Annotated in this window: 19 protein-coding genes; 8 read left to right on the forward strand and 11 right to left on the reverse strand. The window is 39.9% G+C overall.

Going from position 1 to position 14,756, the window contains the following annotated elements:
- The first annotated feature begins 12 nt into the window (after nucleotides 1–12).
- From ribE to FIM44_RS00800, 4 genes are read left to right on the forward strand one after another with little or no spacing between them, the layout of a single operon-like run.
- A complete protein-coding gene (gene ribE / locus FIM44_RS00785) occupies nucleotides 13–633 on the forward strand; it encodes a riboflavin synthase (RefSeq protein ID WP_140578584.1) in 621 nt (206 codons plus the stop codon).
- Complete coding sequence (locus FIM44_RS00790) at nucleotides 634–906, forward strand: FlhB-like flagellar biosynthesis protein (protein ID WP_108268156.1); 273 nt, start codon at nucleotides 634–636, stop codon at nucleotides 904–906.
- Between the two features lie 21 nt (nucleotides 907–927).
- Nucleotides 928–1,911 carry a methionine ABC transporter ATP-binding protein gene (locus FIM44_RS00795; RefSeq protein WP_140578586.1) on the forward strand — a complete coding sequence of 328 codons (984 nt, stop codon included), beginning with the start codon at nucleotides 928–930 and terminating at the stop codon, nucleotides 1,909–1,911.
- 1 nt (nucleotide 1,912) lies between these two features.
- A complete protein-coding gene (locus tag FIM44_RS00800) occupies nucleotides 1,913–2,560 on the forward strand; it encodes an ABC transporter permease subunit (protein ID WP_140578588.1) in 648 nt (215 codons plus the stop codon).
- A 31-nt stretch (nucleotides 2,561–2,591) separates the two neighbouring features.
- Here FIM44_RS00800 and FIM44_RS00805 read toward each other — a convergent pair whose 3' ends face one another.
- The 4 genes from FIM44_RS00805 to wecA are packed head-to-tail and all read right to left on the reverse strand — an operon-like array spanning nucleotide 2,592 to nucleotide 5,800.
- On the reverse strand, nucleotides 2,592–3,710 hold the full coding sequence (locus tag FIM44_RS00805) for a glycosyltransferase family 8 protein (protein WP_140578590.1): 1,119 nt from the start codon (nucleotides 3,708–3,710) through the stop codon (nucleotides 2,592–2,594).
- Between the two features lie 48 nt (nucleotides 3,711–3,758).
- Entirely contained in the window at nucleotides 3,759–4,187 is a 429-nt protein-coding gene (locus FIM44_RS00810; protein ID WP_140578591.1) for a hypothetical protein, read from the reverse strand.
- A gap of 9 nt (nucleotides 4,188–4,196) precedes the next feature.
- Nucleotides 4,197–4,793, reverse strand: coding sequence for a lipid A 4'-phosphatase (lpxF, locus tag FIM44_RS00815; protein WP_120927257.1), 597 nt, complete (start codon nucleotides 4,791–4,793; stop codon nucleotides 4,197–4,199).
- Complete coding sequence (gene wecA, locus FIM44_RS00820; RefSeq protein WP_140578593.1) at nucleotides 4,790–5,800, reverse strand: undecaprenylphosphate N-acetylglucosaminyl transferase WecA; 1,011 nt, start codon at nucleotides 5,798–5,800, stop codon at nucleotides 4,790–4,792. The genes lpxF and wecA overlap by 4 nt, the downstream gene beginning before the upstream one ends.
- 135 nt (nucleotides 5,801–5,935) lie before the next feature.
- On the opposite strand from wecA, the gene pdxJ reads away from it, so the two are divergent.
- The 4 genes from pdxJ (at nucleotide 5,936) to flgG (ending at nucleotide 9,702) form a co-directional block, all read left to right on the forward strand.
- Nucleotides 5,936–6,724 carry a pyridoxine 5'-phosphate synthase gene (pdxJ, locus tag FIM44_RS00825; protein ID WP_140578595.1) on the forward strand — a complete coding sequence of 263 codons (789 nt, stop codon included), beginning with the start codon at nucleotides 5,936–5,938 and terminating at the stop codon, nucleotides 6,722–6,724.
- 1 nt (nucleotide 6,725) lies between these two features.
- The gene (gene pdxA, locus FIM44_RS00830) at nucleotides 6,726–7,649 is read left to right on the forward strand and encodes a 4-hydroxythreonine-4-phosphate dehydrogenase (protein WP_140578596.1); all 924 of its coding nucleotides are present in this window, start codon (nucleotides 6,726–6,728) and stop codon (nucleotides 7,647–7,649) included.
- Between the two features lie 63 nt (nucleotides 7,650–7,712).
- Nucleotides 7,713–8,735 carry a tRNA (adenosine(37)-N6)-threonylcarbamoyltransferase complex transferase subunit TsaD gene (tsaD, locus tag FIM44_RS00835; RefSeq protein ID WP_140578598.1) on the forward strand — a complete coding sequence of 341 codons (1,023 nt, stop codon included), beginning with the start codon at nucleotides 7,713–7,715 and terminating at the stop codon, nucleotides 8,733–8,735.
- A gap of 178 nt (nucleotides 8,736–8,913) precedes the next feature.
- Complete coding sequence (flgG, locus tag FIM44_RS00840) at nucleotides 8,914–9,702, forward strand: flagellar basal-body rod protein FlgG (RefSeq protein WP_000946433.1); 789 nt, start codon at nucleotides 8,914–8,916, stop codon at nucleotides 9,700–9,702.
- Nucleotides 9,703–9,989: 287 nt separating this feature from the next.
- Here the strand turns inward: flgG and FIM44_RS00850 are convergent, their stop codons facing one another.
- From FIM44_RS00850 to FIM44_RS00875, 7 genes are all read right to left on the reverse strand, one after another.
- A complete protein-coding gene (locus FIM44_RS00850) occupies nucleotides 9,990–10,715 on the reverse strand; it encodes a YaaW family protein (RefSeq protein WP_140578600.1) in 726 nt (241 codons plus the stop codon).
- 347 nt (nucleotides 10,716–11,062) lie between these two features.
- Entirely contained in the window at nucleotides 11,063–11,203 is a 141-nt protein-coding gene (locus FIM44_RS08450; protein WP_000071314.1) for a hypothetical protein, read from the reverse strand.
- Nucleotides 11,204–11,286: 83 nt separating this feature from the next.
- On the reverse strand, nucleotides 11,287–12,048 hold the full coding sequence (locus FIM44_RS00855; RefSeq protein ID WP_000323696.1) for a YaaW family protein: 762 nt from the start codon (nucleotides 12,046–12,048) through the stop codon (nucleotides 11,287–11,289).
- 301 nt (nucleotides 12,049–12,349) lie between these two features.
- Entirely contained in the window at nucleotides 12,350–12,766 is a 417-nt protein-coding gene (gene nusB, locus FIM44_RS00860; RefSeq protein ID WP_000235739.1) for a transcription antitermination factor NusB, read from the reverse strand.
- Nucleotide 12,767: 1 nt separating this feature from the next.
- Nucleotides 12,768–13,238: a 6,7-dimethyl-8-ribityllumazine synthase gene (ribH, locus tag FIM44_RS00865; protein ID WP_140578601.1), complete on the reverse strand. Its 471-nt coding sequence runs from the start codon at nucleotides 13,236–13,238 to the stop codon at nucleotides 12,768–12,770.
- A 9-nt stretch (nucleotides 13,239–13,247) separates the two neighbouring features.
- Nucleotides 13,248–14,078: a 3-deoxy-8-phosphooctulonate synthase gene (gene kdsA, locus FIM44_RS00870; RefSeq protein ID WP_140578603.1), complete on the reverse strand. Its 831-nt coding sequence runs from the start codon at nucleotides 14,076–14,078 to the stop codon at nucleotides 13,248–13,250.
- On the reverse strand, nucleotides 14,065–14,730 hold the full coding sequence (locus tag FIM44_RS00875; RefSeq protein WP_140578605.1) for a carbonic anhydrase: 666 nt from the start codon (nucleotides 14,728–14,730) through the stop codon (nucleotides 14,065–14,067). The genes kdsA and FIM44_RS00875 overlap by 14 nt, the downstream gene beginning before the upstream one ends.
- Nucleotides 14,731–14,756 lie beyond the last annotated feature (26 nt).

Here is a 14,756-nt window from a genome sequence, read left to right on the forward strand (position 1 = left end):
TAATCATTAACGATGTTCAGTGGTCTAATCTATCAAATAGCTAGAGTGAAAAGTTTCCACAACAATATTTTAAGCATAGAGAGCGATCTCAATCCCAAGCTTGGCGACAGCATTGCGATTAATGGGGCATGTTTGACCGCCATAGAAAGTTCAAAAACGCATTTTAGCGTGGAATTGAGCCAGAAAACCCAAAACAGCGTAGCGTTAGAAAATTACAAGGATTTAGTCCATATTGAGCCAGCTCTAAAAGCCGATGCGAGTTTGGATGGGCATTTTGTGCAAGGGCATATTGACGCTATCGGGGTCATTGAAAAAATCATTCACAACGCTAATCAAGTGGATTTTTTCATCAGTGCCTCTAAAGAAACGCTTTTATTGTGCGTTGAGCAAGGCTCTATCGCCATTGATGGGGTGAGTTTGACTTTAAGCAAGGTAGAAGAAAAGGGGTTTTGGCTAACGATTATCCCTTACACTTTAGAGAACACCCTTTTTAAGACTTATAAACTCAAACGGCGCGTGAATATTGAAACGGACATGTTGGTTCGCAGCGTTGCGTCTATTTTGAAAAAAACAAAAGGTTTTGAAAAAAATTTCTCTTGGAATGATGCGGATTCTTTGACTTTAGGGTATTAGATGAATAAAACCATAAAAGCCGCCGCTCTAGCCTATAACATGGGGCAAGATCATGCCCCAAAAGTGATCGCAAGCGGGGTGGGCGAAGTGGCTAAAAGGATCATTCAAAAAGCTAAGGAATACGATATAGCGCTCTTTTCTAACCCCATGCTAGTGGATTCGCTTTTAAAGGTTGAATTAGATTGCGCGATACCTGAAGAATTGTATGAAAGCGTGGTGCAAGTGTTTTTATGGCTCAATAGCGTGGAAAATCACGCGCAAATGTCCAAGTGAGCAAAATACAAAGTTAAAACGATGGTAGTAGAATTAAAAAACATTGAAAAGATTTATGAAAACGGGTTTCATGCTTTAAAAGGCGTGAATTTGGAATTGAAAAAAGGCGATATTTTAGGCGTGATAGGCTATTCAGGGGCGGGGAAATCCACGCTCATTCGCCTAATCAATTGCTTAGAGCGCCCCAGTTCTGGCGAAGTTTTAGTCAATGGGGTCAATCTGTTAAAATTAAGGCCTAAAGAATTGCAAAAAGCGCGCCAGAAAATAGGCATGATTTTCCAGCATTTCAATTTATTGAGTGCTAAAAATGTGTTTGAAAATGTCGCTTTCGCTTTAGAAATCGCCCGATGGGAAAAAACTAAGATTAAATCAAGAGTGCATGAATTGTTGGAATTAGTGGGGCTAGAAGATAAAATGCATTTTTATCCTAAACAGCTCAGCGGTGGGCAAAAACAACGAGTGGCGATCGCTAGGAGTTTAGCGAATTGCCCTGATTTATTGCTTTGCGATGAAGCCACATCCGCACTGGATTCTAAAACCACGCATTCTATTTTAACGCTTTTGAGCGGCATTCAAAAAAAGCTTGATTTGAGTATCGTTTTCATCACGCACCAGATTGAAGTGGTTAAAGAATTGTGCAATCAAATGTGTGTGATCAGCAGCGGCGAAATTGTGGAAAGAGGCTCGGTGGAAGAAATTTTTGCTAACCCTAAACATGCCGTTACTAAGGAATTGCTTGGCATCAAAAACGAGCATGGGGATCAAAAATCGCAAGACGTTTATCGCATCGTGTTTTTAGGGGAGCATTTAGACGAGCCGATCATTTCTAATTTGATCAGGCGTTTTAAAATAGATGTGAGCATCATTTCAGGCAATATTGAAGAGCTTACGACTAAAGATATAGGGTATTTAGTGGTGCGGTTTTTAGGCAGTGTTGCAGAGACTCAAAGGGCTTTAGAGTATTTAAACGCTTTAGGCTTACAAGTGGAAAAATTAAAGGATTAAAATGATTTCTCAAATGCTCATTCAAGCCACGCTAGAAACGCTTTATATGGTGTTTGTAGCGAGCTTTTTGGCGGTTGTTTTTGGCTTGCCTTTGGGGGTTTTATTGTTAGTGAGTAAAAAAGGGCATTTGTTAAACAAGCCTCTTTTGCATAAAATTTTAGACACTTCTATCAATATGACTCGCTCTTTCCCTTTTATCATTCTCATTATTTTGCTCCTGCCTTTATCGCGTTTTTTGATTGGCACAAGCATTGGCTCTAGCGCAAGCATTATCCCGCTAGCCATTTCAGCCATTCCTTTTGTCGCAAAGCTTTTTGAAAATTCTTTAATGGAAGTAGAGCATGGCAAGATTGAAACCACTTTAAGTTTGGGAGCGTCTAGTTTGGAAGTCGTTAAAATGATGCTTTTAGAGAGCCTGCCCTCTTTAGCGAATAACATCACCATCACCTTAATTTCTTTAATAGGCTATTCGGCTATGGCAGGAGCGTTAGGGGCTGGGGGCTTGGGGGATTTAGCCATTAGGATTGGCTATCAAAGTTATAGGGGCGATGTGCTTTTTTATGCGGTGGTTGTGATTATTGTTTTAGTGCAAATCATTCAAAGCGTGGGGGATTATGTGGTGAAACGCCTAAGAAAGCATAAGTATTAGGGATTTGGTTTCGCCCTGTGATTCCAACAAATTAGAACTTTTTTTGAAAAAAATTTTTTTGAAAGAAAGTTTTTATCGGTTTAGACCATCGTTCTTTAATTACTAAATTATAGTAATGAGATGCAAAAACTTTAATGGAGCGTATGCTCACTTCATAGAGATGCTTGTCTTGAGAAAAATAATGGATTTTTTGAGCAATATCTCGGTATTCTATGCGTTTTTTTTGCATTTCCAGAGTGAAGTCTTTCCAAAATGGAGTGTGTGCAAGCATCTCTAACCACAGGTGGTATTGATTCCCCAAAGGGAACTCCCAAGGTTTGCCATTGTAGATTCCAAGGGCATCTTTATCAGATTCATAGTGCATGATAATAGGGTTTGAAAGAATGTCTTGAATTTGAGAGATCTCATAGGGGATTTGCTGGCGATAGATAAATTCATTGGGTTTGTCTTGGTGGATGATTTCAAACCGAATGGGTAAGGAAGCTTTATGTCTCAAATCATTAAGTTCTTCTTGATAGTAATAAGGCAAAACACAATAGTGTAAGGGAAGTTCTTTAATATAAGCATGCAAATGGTGTATTAATGTAGGTTCTTTAAAATATGGACGCATTACTTGAATTTTAAATTTTTCTAAGACCTGTTGGGTGAAAGAGTGCTCTCGCATGTAATCCAAATTGCAAAACCAAAACCCCTCTGTAACTGATTGTGATACTAAACTTATCACACCACTCAAATGAAAAGATTCGCTTGTGTCTAAAGCGATAAAATCATCAGCGAAAGCTCTGCAAAACACCACATCCACATCAGACCAAATCATTTTGTTATATTGGGGGAATAAACTAGGGAGAAGGTATTTGACCAAAATCATTCTAGAATAGCGATTAACCCATGCGCTATCCATGATGGTGGGCAAAGAATCAAGAGTGGCGCTAATATCTTGGCATTTTAAAGTGGCAAAATGCTTGAAAGGCTTGATAGTTTCTTGGAGTCTGTTTAAATCATCTTCATTCAAACCGCTATAGAATACATAGATACTGAAAAATACCCCTTCAACTGCACGATGGGCATGCAATAAAGAGTAGAGAGCCACAGCCCCTGTTTTTAGGTAGTTTTTATCAAAGGCAAAGGCAATAGGGATTTCATGTTGCATCAATTTTCCTTGGAGATTTTGTGAAAATAAACTATATCATAGCTTATGTTAGTTTTTATTGATAAATTTATCCATCTGTTTTTCTAAGTCTATGATTTGCGTTATCGCTCCTTCTAAAATTTCAAAATTTTTAGCGTTTTTTGGGGTAATGCATGCAAGCTTGTTGGAAGTTTTTTCTAACGATTGGATGTCTTTAAGCAAGGTTTTTAAAACTTCTACGCTTTTAAAATCCTTCTCAAAATAATCATCAAATTGCTGTTCTGTTTGAGACAAGTTCTCTAAGAAAGCGCTTTGAAGGCGTATTTGGGTGCGATCATGCCCGGTTTCAATACAGGTTTTATAGGTTTTATTGATCGCAGTCAAAACCTCTTTGGCTTTCAAAAAAGCCTTGGAAAGTTCAGCGATGATTTCATAATGTTCGCCCTCTGCTCTTAAAAACCCTAAAAATAGTGAAATGAGCAATAACTTTTTTAGCATTTTATCCCTTTACCATTGATAAGAAAAGCTCACCCCATAGCGGCTACTGCCTTTAAAGTCGCTAGAGATTTCAGGATAGAGCATCCATCGCTTGGGTTTGTAGCGTGAAGTGAATAAATAGGCAAACCCCCATGCGATAAGACTGCCGATTGTAACTTGCAAGATCGTGTGTTGTCCTGCCACCACTCTGCTAGCGTCAGTGAGGATTGCAAGAGCGATCACAGGAAGAGCCGGTTTCCACCCGTAGCGGTAATACACAAACCCAGCCGCGCTAAACACCCCCCCAGCATGCCCGCTTGGCATGCCTCTCCAGGAATTACAGCATGGGCGTTTGGCAAATTCCACTCTAGCCCCATCTTTATGGGCGGTGCTAAAAGCTCCCTTAAGGCCATAAATCACTCCTTGAGTGACTAATGTGCCGACCGCTAATTCCCCTAAACCTCTATAATCGCGCATCGCCAAACTGACTGTGCCTACAAAAATAGGCAAAAACCTAAGCACATCGCCAATCTCTTCTAAAATGTATGCCCCCTCATTGATCGGCTCACTCCTTAAAGGATATACCCATAAGAGCAGGCTCAAAAAAAGACCTTTGAGCTTTTTCATTGAAACGCTCGCTTTTCTAAAGCGCAAACTTGCCTATTCAAATAAGCATAACCCATTAAATAGTATGCGATAAAGACTAAGCCAATGACAATGAGCGCGTAAGAATTTAAGCGGAATAAGACGCTAATTAAAATAAAAGGCAGGTTGCATAGAATAAGGATAAACGCGCATAAAGGGTTAGGGTAATTGAAAGAGCGTTGTTGCAAGAATTTAAATAAAAGGGTGTGCAAATGCAAATTATCTGGCATGGTGGCTTTCTGGCGTTTTATTTTGCGTCTAAGGATACTAAAAAGCACCTCTATGACCGGATAAAGCATTAAATTGAGCCCAAAAAACACGCTGATTTTTTGCTCTAAACTCAAATGTAAAAGGGAGATCCCGCACACTAAGCCCAAAAAATACGCCCCTCCATCGCCTAAAAAAATCTTTCCTAAAGGGAAATTTAACACCATAAACCCAAGCACCATGTAAGCCAGTAAGCAAGACAAATTGCTAGGGTCTATATAATGAATGACTAAAAGCGCAATCGTGCAAATCCCTGACGCAAGCCCGTTAAACCCGTCAATAATATTAATAGCGTTACTGATACCCACCAGCATAAAAACAGCGAATAAAAAAGCGATAAAATAAGGCAAGCTAAAAAGGGGCGAAAAATCGCTCACCACTAAAGGCGTTGATGAGATGATGCAAACGACCCCTACAGCTTGCAAAATAAGGCGTATTTTGGGGCTGAGTGAAAGGTTAATGTCTTCTAAAAAACCGCTTAAAAACACTAGCGATAGCCCCAAAAAAACAAAAAATCCCTTAAAAGGCATTTCAAAAGGTTCAAAATAACAAGCCAACGCAAAAGAAAGAAAGATCCCAAGCCCCCCGGCTCGTGGGGTTCTTGCATGATGAAAGCCTTGTATTTTATTAGCGTTATCCACAAAGAGCGTGGATTTTTTAGACCACAAAACAATCAAAGAGCAAATGAAGAGACTGGTTAGAAAATATAGCACCCACAACACTTTTTATTGGATTTAATTGTCATTTTGTTTTGGGTATTATAGCAAAAGATAGCTTGATGATAAAATCTTATAGGCGTAAGAGGTGGGTTTTATGTTACAATTTCAAAAATCATTATTATAAAATAAAGGATAGTCATGCGTTTTGGATTGAATATTGATCACATTGTTACTTTAAGAGAGATAAGAAAAACTTATGAGCCTGAGATTTTAGAAGCTCTATTCATCGCTAAAAATACCCATAAAGTGGATTTAATCACCATTCATTTGAGAGAAGACAAACGGCACATTCAAAATGAAGATGTTTTGAGGCTGCTTGAAATAAGCCCTTTGCCTATCAATATTGAATGCTCTATTAATGCAACAATCACTGATTTTTTATGCTCTTTGAAAAATAAGCCGAGTAAGGTTACAATCGTGCCTGAAAACAGAAATGAGGTTACGACAGAGGGGGGGTTGGATTGCTCATTAAAGGGTTTAGGAGAGGTGATTAGAGCGTATCACGATAAAGGCGTTGAAGTGTCTTTGTTTATTGATCCTTTAAAAGACGCCCTGCATTTTGCAAAGGAGCATCAAGTCAAGCAAGTGGAGTTCCACACTGGGGTGTATGCGAATTTGCACAACGCTCTGTATTCTAACGCTAACAACCAAATCCATGCCATTAGCGCACTCAAAGACAAAAGCCCTAAAGAGCTGAAAGAAGAATTGCACAACGCTTTTTTGCAATTAAGAAGAATGAGTAAAGAAGCGTTTTTTATGGGTATCACGGCGTGCGCAGGGCATGGGTTGAATTATTCTAACGTGAAAGAATTGTTAAAAATCCCCTCTTTAAGAGAGCTTAATATCGGGCATAGCGTGGTTTCAAAAGCGGTTTTTGTGGGCTTGGAAAAAGCGATTTTAGAAATGGCGCAACTCATCAAGCGGTAAAATGGCTAAAAAGAAAATTGCGATCAGTTGTGGGGATATTCAGGGCGTAGGCTTAGAATTGATTTTAAAAAGCCATAAGGAAGTGAGCGCGATTTGTGAGCCGTTGTATCTCATTGATGGCGAACTTTTAGAGCGGGCCAATCAATTGCTTCATAACGCTTATGAAGTTAAAACGCTTAATGCGATCGCTATCAATTCCCCCTTACCCTTATTAAATTCTGGCACGATAGGCAAAGTCAGCGCTCAAAGCGGGGCGTATAGTTTTGAGAGTTTTAAAAAGGCTTGCGAGTTAGCGGATAGTAAAGAAGTGGATGGCATTTGCACTTTGCCTATCAACAAACTCGCATGGCAACAAGCTCAAATCCCTTTTGTGGGGCATACCGATTTTTTAAAACAACGCTATAAAGATCATCAAATCATCATGATGCTTGGGTGTTCTAAACTCTTTGTGGGGCTGTTTAGCGACCATGTGCCTTTAGGAGCGGTTTCCCAACTCATTCAAGTGGGAGCGTTAGTCAAGTTTTTGTTAGCGTTTCAAAAAAGCACTCAAGCCAAAATCGTTCAAGTGTGTGGTTTTAACCCCCATGCGGGCGAAGAGGGTTTGTTTGGGGAAGAAGATGAAAAGATTTTAAAAGCCATTCAAAAGAGCAACCAAACACTGGGCTTTGAATGCTTTTTAGGGCCACTGCCTGCTGATAGCGCTTTTGCCCCCAATAAGCGCAAAATAACCCCTTTTTATGTGAGCATGAGCCATGATGTGGGGCTAGCCCCTTTAAAAGCGCTCTATTTTGATGAAAGCATCAATGTGAGTTTGAACGCTCCTATTTTACGCGCTTCCACTGACCACGGCACAGCGTTTGATATCGCTTATCAAAGCAAAGCGGACAACAAAAGCTATTTGAATGCGATCCAATATTTGGCTTAAAGATTTTAAAATACACGCCAACAAAGTATCATTCAAGCAAAAACACCACCCAAAGATAAAGGCATGATTTTAAGCATTGAAAGTTCTTGCGATGACAGCTCTTTAGCCCTTACAAGAATAAAGGACGCTCAACTCATCGCTCATTTTAAAATCTCTCAAGAAAAGCACCACAGCTCTTATGGGGGCGTTGTGCCTGAGCTTGCATCGCGCTTGCATGCTGAGAATTTGCCGCTCTTACTAGAACGCATTAAAATCAGCTTGAATAAGGATTTTTCCAAGCTCAAAGCCATCGCTATCACGAATCAGCCAGGTTTGAGTGTTACTTTAATAGAAGGTTTGATGATGGCGAAAGCCTTGAGCTTGTCTTTGAATTTGCCCTTGATTTTAGAAGATCATTTGAGAGGGCATGTGTATTCGCTCTTTATCAATGAAAAACAAACCTGCATGCCTTTAAGCGTTCTGTTAGTCTCTGGGGGACATTCTTTGATTTTAGAGGCTAGAGATTATGAAGACATTAAAATCGTTGCCACGAGTTTAGACGATAGCTTTGGGGAGAGTTTTGATAAGGTTTCCAAAATGCTTGATTTAGGTTATCCAGGAGGCCCCATAGTGGAAAAATTAGCCCTTGATTACGCGCATCAAAACGAGCCTTTAATGTTCCCTATCCCTTTAAAAAACAGCCCGAATCTGGCTTTTAGTTTTTCAGGTTTAAAAAACGCGGTGCGTTTGGAGGTTGAAAAAAACGCCCCCAATTTGAACGAAGCGATCAAACAAAAGATTGCCTACCACTTTCAGAGCGCAGCGATTGAGCATTTAATCCAGCAGACTAAACGCTATTTTAAAATCAAACGCCCTAAAATTTTTGGCATTGTGGGGGGAGCGAGCCAAAATCTTGCTTTAAGAAAGGCGTTTGAAAACTTGTGCGCTGAGTTTGATTGCAAGCTTGTTTTAGCCCCTTTAGAATTTTGCAGCGACAATGCCGCCATGATAGGGCGATCCAGCCTAGAAGCTTATCAAAAAAAGCGCTTTGTCCCTTTAGAAAAGACCAACATTTCGCCAAGAACGCTGTTAAAAAGTTTTGAGTGAATGGGTGCGAAAAGAAAGCGCGTAATCAAACGCCCTAAAATTTATCAATATCGTCAAGTATCGGTTATTTTGAGGCAAGAGCTTAAAAAAGAGGGTGTTAAAAAAGTCCGTTTTAGTCAAATTTAATCTTATTTTGGTTACAATTCTAGGTCATTAAGTTTTAGTTTAAAGGGAAAAAATGCTCCGCTCTCTCTATAGTGCCACTTCAGGGATGCTCGCCCAACAGACGCATATTGACACCACTTCAAACAACATCGCCAATGTCAATACCACTGGGTTTAAAAAATCTCGTGCGGATTTTAACGACTTGTTTTACCAAGCGATGCAATACGCCGGCACCAACACAAGCAACACGACTTTATCGCCAGATGGCATGGAAGTGGGCTTAGGCGTGCGCCCTAGCGCAATCACTAAAATGTTTTCGCAAGGCAGCCCTAAAGAAACGGAAAATAATTTAGATATTGCTATTACGGGTAAAGGCTTTTTTCAAGTCCAACTGCCTGATGGCACCACCGCTTACACAAGAAGCGGGAATTTCAAGCTAGACGAGCAGGGTAATCTTGTAACAAGCGAGGGCTATCTTCTCATCCCTCAAATCACTTTACCCGAAGACACCACGCAAGTAAACATCGGTGTGGATGGCACGGTGAGCGTGACTCAAGGCTTGCAAACGACTTCTAATGTGATCGGGCAAATCACTTTGGCTAATTTTGTCAACCCGGCGGGGCTTCATTCTATGGGAGACAATTTATTTTCCATCACCAACGCTAGCGGCGATGCGATTGTGGGTAATCCGGATTCTCAAGGCTTAGGCAAGTTAAGGCAAGGCTTTTTGGAGCTTAGCAATGTGAGATTGGTAGAAGAAATGACGGATCTAATCACCGCTCAAAGGGCCTATGAAGCCAATTCTAAAAGCATTCAAACCGCTGATGCCATGCTCCAAACCGTCAATTCCCTCAAACGCTAAAAGGGGATTTTACTCTCCTTGACGCTCTTTAACCTCTGCTCCCTTGTTGTTTTTGTGCTTGGGGTGGTTTTATGTTTTGGAGCGGTTGTTACTCTTTTTGTGGTTCTTGGAGTTGGGATTTTTGGCGTCAATTTTTTGGATAGCACTTGGGGCTGGTTATTGCTTGATTGGTGTTCTCTTTTGATGAAAAAAACAGCTAAAATAGCTAGACCAACGAGAAAGGTAATAGCTAGATACCACATTTTTTTAGTTTTATTTGCTTCTCGTTCTGCTTTCTGTTTTGCTTCTTATTTCGCTTTTAATTTTAGGCGTAAAGTGGCAACCACAATGCATGCCGGTATGGTTACCCTATAAGCCGGTCCCGCAATATCAATCGCCGTCCATACGCCTGTAATGATCCAGCCAACAGGGCCTGTTAAAAAGCTCAGAGTTCTTGTAAGCACCTGATTGCCCGCAAGCGATAAACCACGCCCTAGAATGGTTTTTGCGACCGCATTCGCAACAATGACAGCCAATTGATAAGATTTAAAGCCTCCCATTTTAAACAGCGTTAAAGTCGCCGCACTTAAGGCTTGTCTGTTTAAATTGTCGGTGTTTTTTATGGACAATTCATCGCACATTTCTTTCACTTCTTCATCATCCATTTCTTCTAAACTTCTTTCTAAGATTTTAGAAAGCATGTTCTGTTCAATCAAAGTCGTTTCAGTTTTTTTGTTGTAATTGACTTTTAATTTATCGCACACATCGCATAGGATTTCTTTGTATAAGACTCCTTCGCCTTTAATGAAACTCGCAAAACTATTGCTCCCATAGTATTGCAACTCTTCAGCGATTCTTTCTGCGTATTTAGCGTAATCATCGCCATGCCTTTTGTATTCTTCTGAAAGCGTTAATCCTTCAGTAAATCTTTTTTCGCCATCTTCATCATAAACAAGTGCATCAAACAAATCTTTCAAATCGCTAGAGCTTAACCGCTTTAAAAATTCCAAATCGCTATCGTATCTGTATGCCATGCAATTCCTTTAACTTTACTTCTACCGCTCGCTCAAATCCCACCAACCCCCTTTTTAGTGATTAGTGGTTAGTGCATTATTTTTTAAAATCATGTTTAACGCCCTAAAAGGCTAAACACACCCGCTAACTGCACACAAAGATAGCGCTACAGAAGCTAATGAGCTCTATTAATTTTTTACAACCAGAGAATGATGATAATGATTAAAATATTTTGATACGCTTATCATTTTGGATACGATAAATCTGGTTTGAAAGTAGGAAACTATTGATTTTTTCTTTAGGGTTAATTTAATGAAACGCTACTTTGATTTTTGGCACAAAACCCCCTCCTTTAACCCTCTAACCCTTACTTTTTATCGTTTTTATGCTCGTGGTTAGCGTTGCATTGATTGGCTTGGTTTTGGCTATTTTTTTGACAACTTTCGTTGTTTTGATTTTTAGCGTCACCTTTTTGATTGTGGTGTTGATTGCTGCAACTGTTACTCATTTTGTCCCCTTTAAATTAAAATAAAAACTAGATGCACTTTCGCATCTGGGCTTCCATTCTATACCTTTTCCCCTAAAAAAAGCTTAAATGGATTCTATTTGCAACGACTTCTTATCTTCGCTGGCTTGCTGTGTTTTTAGGCGTAAAGTGGCAACCACAATGCATGCCGGTATGGTTACCCTATAAGCCGGTCCCGCAATATCAATCGCCGTCCATACGCCTGTAATGATCCAGCCAACAGGGCCTGTTAAAAAGCTCAGAGTTCTTGTAAGCACCTGATTGCCCGCAAGCGATAAACCACGCCCTAGAATGGTTTTTGCGACCGCATTCGCAACAATGACAGCCAATTGATAAGATTTAAAGCCTCCCATTTTAAACAGCGTTAAAGTCGCCGCACTTAAGGCTTGTCTGTTTAAATTGTCGGTGTTTTTTATGGACAATTCATCGCACATTTCTTTCACTTCTTCATCATCCATTTCTTCTAAACTTCTTTCTAAGATTTTAGAAAGCATGTTCTGTTCAATCAAAGTCGTTTCAGTTTTTTTGTTGTAATTGACTTTTAATTTATCGCACACATCGCATAGGATTTCTTTGTATAAGACTCCTTCGCCTTTAATGAAACTCGCAAAACTATTGCTCCCATAGTATTGCAACTCTTCAGCGATTCTTTCTGCGTATTTAGCGTAATCATCGCCATGCCTTTTGTATTCTATGGAGCTTGTCAGTTTTTCATTGTGTCTTTTTTCGCCGTCTTTACCAAAAACAAGCACCTCAAACAAATCCAATAAATCACTAGATTCCAATTGCTTTAAAAATTCCAAGTCTCTATCATATTTGTATGCCATATTATTCCTTTATATTGTTTTATCACTTGTTAAAAACAAACGACTTTTCGCACTCCATCGCTGTTTTTTTTAAAGTGGTTACTGATTTTAATATCATTTGTCTAAAACTACACTTAATATTCTAAAAAGGCTTGAACTCAAAAGCCCAACGCTTTTAGCTCTATAGACTTCATGCTTTAAAATTCTTTGGTTATTGCTCGAATAATGTTCTCTTTTTATAAAAAACAACTAATAAAATAACGGCTAAAAAGAAAATAAAGCGGTTATAACACCATTTTTTAAATTTAAGCATAAAACGCCCTCAATTCAAGGGTTTTTGAGCGAGCTTTTTGCTCAAAGAATCCAAGATAGCGTTTAAAAATTTAGGGGTGTTAGGCTCAGCATAGAGTTTGCCAAGCTCTATGCATTCATTGATGATGATGGGGTTTTGTGTGGGCGTGAAGCCAATTTCATACGCCCCTAAGCGTAAAATCGCCTTTTCCATGCTCCCCAATCGTTTGAAATCCCAGTCTTTTAAATGCGGTTCAATGAGAGCGTCAATTTCATTGATTTTTTCTAACACGCCATTAAAAAGGCTTAAGGCAAAAGCCAGCTGGTTATTTTTAATCTTTTTTTCTTCTAGCATGCTGGAAGCGATTTTTTTAATTTCTTCATTACCGCTTTCAAACGCATACAACAATTCAACCACAGCCCCCCTGGCTTGAGTTCGTGTCGCCATTTTAACCCTTGAGAGTTTGGCACAAGCTCAATAATTCAATGAGAGTGCTCATCGCTTCAAAGCCCTTATTACCGGCTTTACTGCCCGCTCTTTCAATCGCTTGCTCAATATTGTCCGTGGTCAGCACGCCAAAGCTTACAGGCATGCTGTATTTGAGCATCGCATTGGCAATGCCCTTAGTCGCTTCCGCGCTCACATAGTCAAAATGCGGAGTCCCTCCTCTAATGATTGCTCCTAAAACGCACACGCCATCGTATTTTTCACTCTCTAACAATTTGTCTAAAATGAAAGGCAATTCATAAGCCCCAGGCACCAGCACGATGTCTAAAAGATCCTCATCGCCCCCATGCCTTTTAAAGCAGTCAACCGCCCCTTCTTGCAATCTGTCTGTGATGATGTGATTGAAGCGCGATGTTAGAATAGCGACTCTTTCATTCCCTTGTAATTGCAATTTCCCTTCTATGATTCGCATGGAATTCCTTTAAAATAAATTTTGGATTTTTAACATGTCAGCTACTAAATGTTCTAGCTCGCCAGGTTTTAGCATGTTCGCCCCGTCGCTTAGAGCGTTTTTAGGATCAACATGCGTTTCAGCGAACAACCCATCAACCCCCACTGCCGCCGCCGCTCTGGCTAAAATGGGAGCAAAAGAGCTGTCTCCTGAACTTTTCCCATTCGCTCCCCCTGGCATTTGCACGCTGTGAGTAGCGTCAAAAATCACAGGGGCAAACTCTCGCATGATTTTTAAAGAGCGCATATCCACCACTAAATTCCCATACCCAAAGCTGCTCCCCCTTTCACACAGCCACACGCCATTTTTTAACGCTGTTTCATAAGTGGGGCTTTGAATGCTACTATCCCTTGTTTTAAGGGCTTTTAAGACAGAATATTGCATGTCTTTTGGGTTCATGAATTGCCCTTTTTTGATATTGACAATAGCGTTAGTTTGGCTCACTTCTACAATCAGATCCGTTTGGCGGCACAAAAACGCCGGGATTTGTAAAATATCCGCTACTTTGGCCGCTGCGCTTGCCTGATAGCTCTCATGCACATCGGTTAAAATCTTATAGCCAAATTCCTCTTTGATAATTTGTAACATTTCTAAGCCTTTTTCTAAACCAGGCCCTCTGTAACTCTCCAAACTCGTGCGGTTAGCCTTATCAAAACTCGCTTTAAAATAAAAATCCAATCGCTCGTTGTTGGCTAGGGGTTGTAATTTAGTAGCGATACTTCTTAGATTTTCTAAGCTCTCAATGACGCATGGCCCGGCGATTAAAACGGATTTAAGGGTTTTTGTTTCAGAAGTTTTCATGACTTTTCCTTTGTTTAATGGTTTCTTCAATCGGCTCAAAAAAATGGCTTTCAAAATTATAATTATAAATCCTGCCTGTTTCTATGATGTAGTGCCAACCAAAAATTTTCAATTCGTTATCCACCACTCTTTCTTGAATGAAATCATAGCTTAAGAGGTTGTTGAGTTGCAAGCGCGCATTCAAACGCTCTGTAAGCCATGAATGCTTGGCAAAATGGTTGCTGAATTGCGGGTGGTTTTTTAATTCTTCTTTAATAGGTTCTAAAAATTGTATCCAGTTGGCAATGTAAGGGGTTTTAGCTTTGGTGGTTTCATCATCAATTAAATGAACGCTCCCGCAAGCCCCACAATCGCTATGCCCGCAAATAATTAAATTTTTAACGCCCACATGCATGATAGCGTATTCAATGCTCGCAATAGTAGAAAGGGACTCTTTATAGCTTGTTTTAGGGGGGATTATATTGCCCATGTTACGAATCACATACAATTCGCCCGGCTTGGTGCCAGTGATTAGATTAGGCACGACTCGTGAATCCACGCAAGAAATGAACAAAGTGTGGGGCTTTTGCTTAGCCTTTAAGCTCTCATAAAGCTCTTTAAGCTCTTCATATTCATTCTCTTGAAACTCTAACGCTCCTAAAAACGCTTCCACTCTTTAACCCTTAAATCTCATTTGAT

The organism is Helicobacter pylori (assembly GCF_006440215.1).
Lineage (GTDB): Bacteria > Campylobacterota > Campylobacteria > Campylobacterales > Helicobacteraceae > Helicobacter > Helicobacter pylori_CS.

Coding starts and splice junctions, on each gene's coding strand:
- ribE (WP_140578584.1), top strand. CDS start 13: ATGTTCAGTGGTCTAATCTATCAAATAGCTAGAGTGAAAAGTTTCCAC.
- FIM44_RS00790 (WP_108268156.1), top strand. CDS start 634: ATGAATAAAACCATAAAAGCCGCCGCTCTAGCCTATAACATGGGGCAA.
- FIM44_RS00795 (WP_140578586.1), top strand. CDS start 928: ATGGTAGTAGAATTAAAAAACATTGAAAAGATTTATGAAAACGGGTTT.
- FIM44_RS00800 (WP_140578588.1), top strand. CDS start 1,913: ATGATTTCTCAAATGCTCATTCAAGCCACGCTAGAAACGCTTTATATG.
- FIM44_RS00805 (WP_140578590.1), bottom strand. CDS start 3,710: ATGCAACATGAAATCCCTATTGCCTTTGCCTTTGATAAAAACTACCTA.
- FIM44_RS00810 (WP_140578591.1), bottom strand. CDS start 4,187: ATGCTAAAAAAGTTATTGCTCATTTCACTATTTTTAGGGTTTTTAAGA.
- lpxF (WP_120927257.1), bottom strand. CDS start 4,793: ATGAAAAAGCTCAAAGGTCTTTTTTTGAGCCTGCTCTTATGGGTATAT.
- pdxJ (WP_140578595.1), top strand. CDS start 5,936: ATGCGTTTTGGATTGAATATTGATCACATTGTTACTTTAAGAGAGATA.
- pdxA (WP_140578596.1), top strand. CDS start 6,726: ATGGCTAAAAAGAAAATTGCGATCAGTTGTGGGGATATTCAGGGCGTA.
- tsaD (WP_140578598.1), top strand. CDS start 7,713: ATGATTTTAAGCATTGAAAGTTCTTGCGATGACAGCTCTTTAGCCCTT.
- flgG (WP_000946433.1), top strand. CDS start 8,914: ATGCTCCGCTCTCTCTATAGTGCCACTTCAGGGATGCTCGCCCAACAG.
- FIM44_RS00850 (WP_140578600.1), bottom strand. CDS start 10,715: ATGGCATACAGATACGATAGCGATTTGGAATTTTTAAAGCGGTTAAGC.
- FIM44_RS08450 (WP_000071314.1), bottom strand. CDS start 11,203: ATGAGTAACAGTTGCAGCAATCAACACCACAATCAAAAAGGTGACGCT.
- FIM44_RS00855 (WP_000323696.1), bottom strand. CDS start 12,048: ATGGCATACAAATATGATAGAGACTTGGAATTTTTAAAGCAATTGGAA.
- nusB (WP_000235739.1), bottom strand. CDS start 12,766: ATGGCGACACGAACTCAAGCCAGGGGGGCTGTGGTTGAATTGTTGTAT.
- ribH (WP_140578601.1), bottom strand. CDS start 13,238: ATGCGAATCATAGAAGGGAAATTGCAATTACAAGGGAATGAAAGAGTC.
- kdsA (WP_140578603.1), bottom strand. CDS start 14,078: ATGAAAACTTCTGAAACAAAAACCCTTAAATCCGTTTTAATCGCCGGG.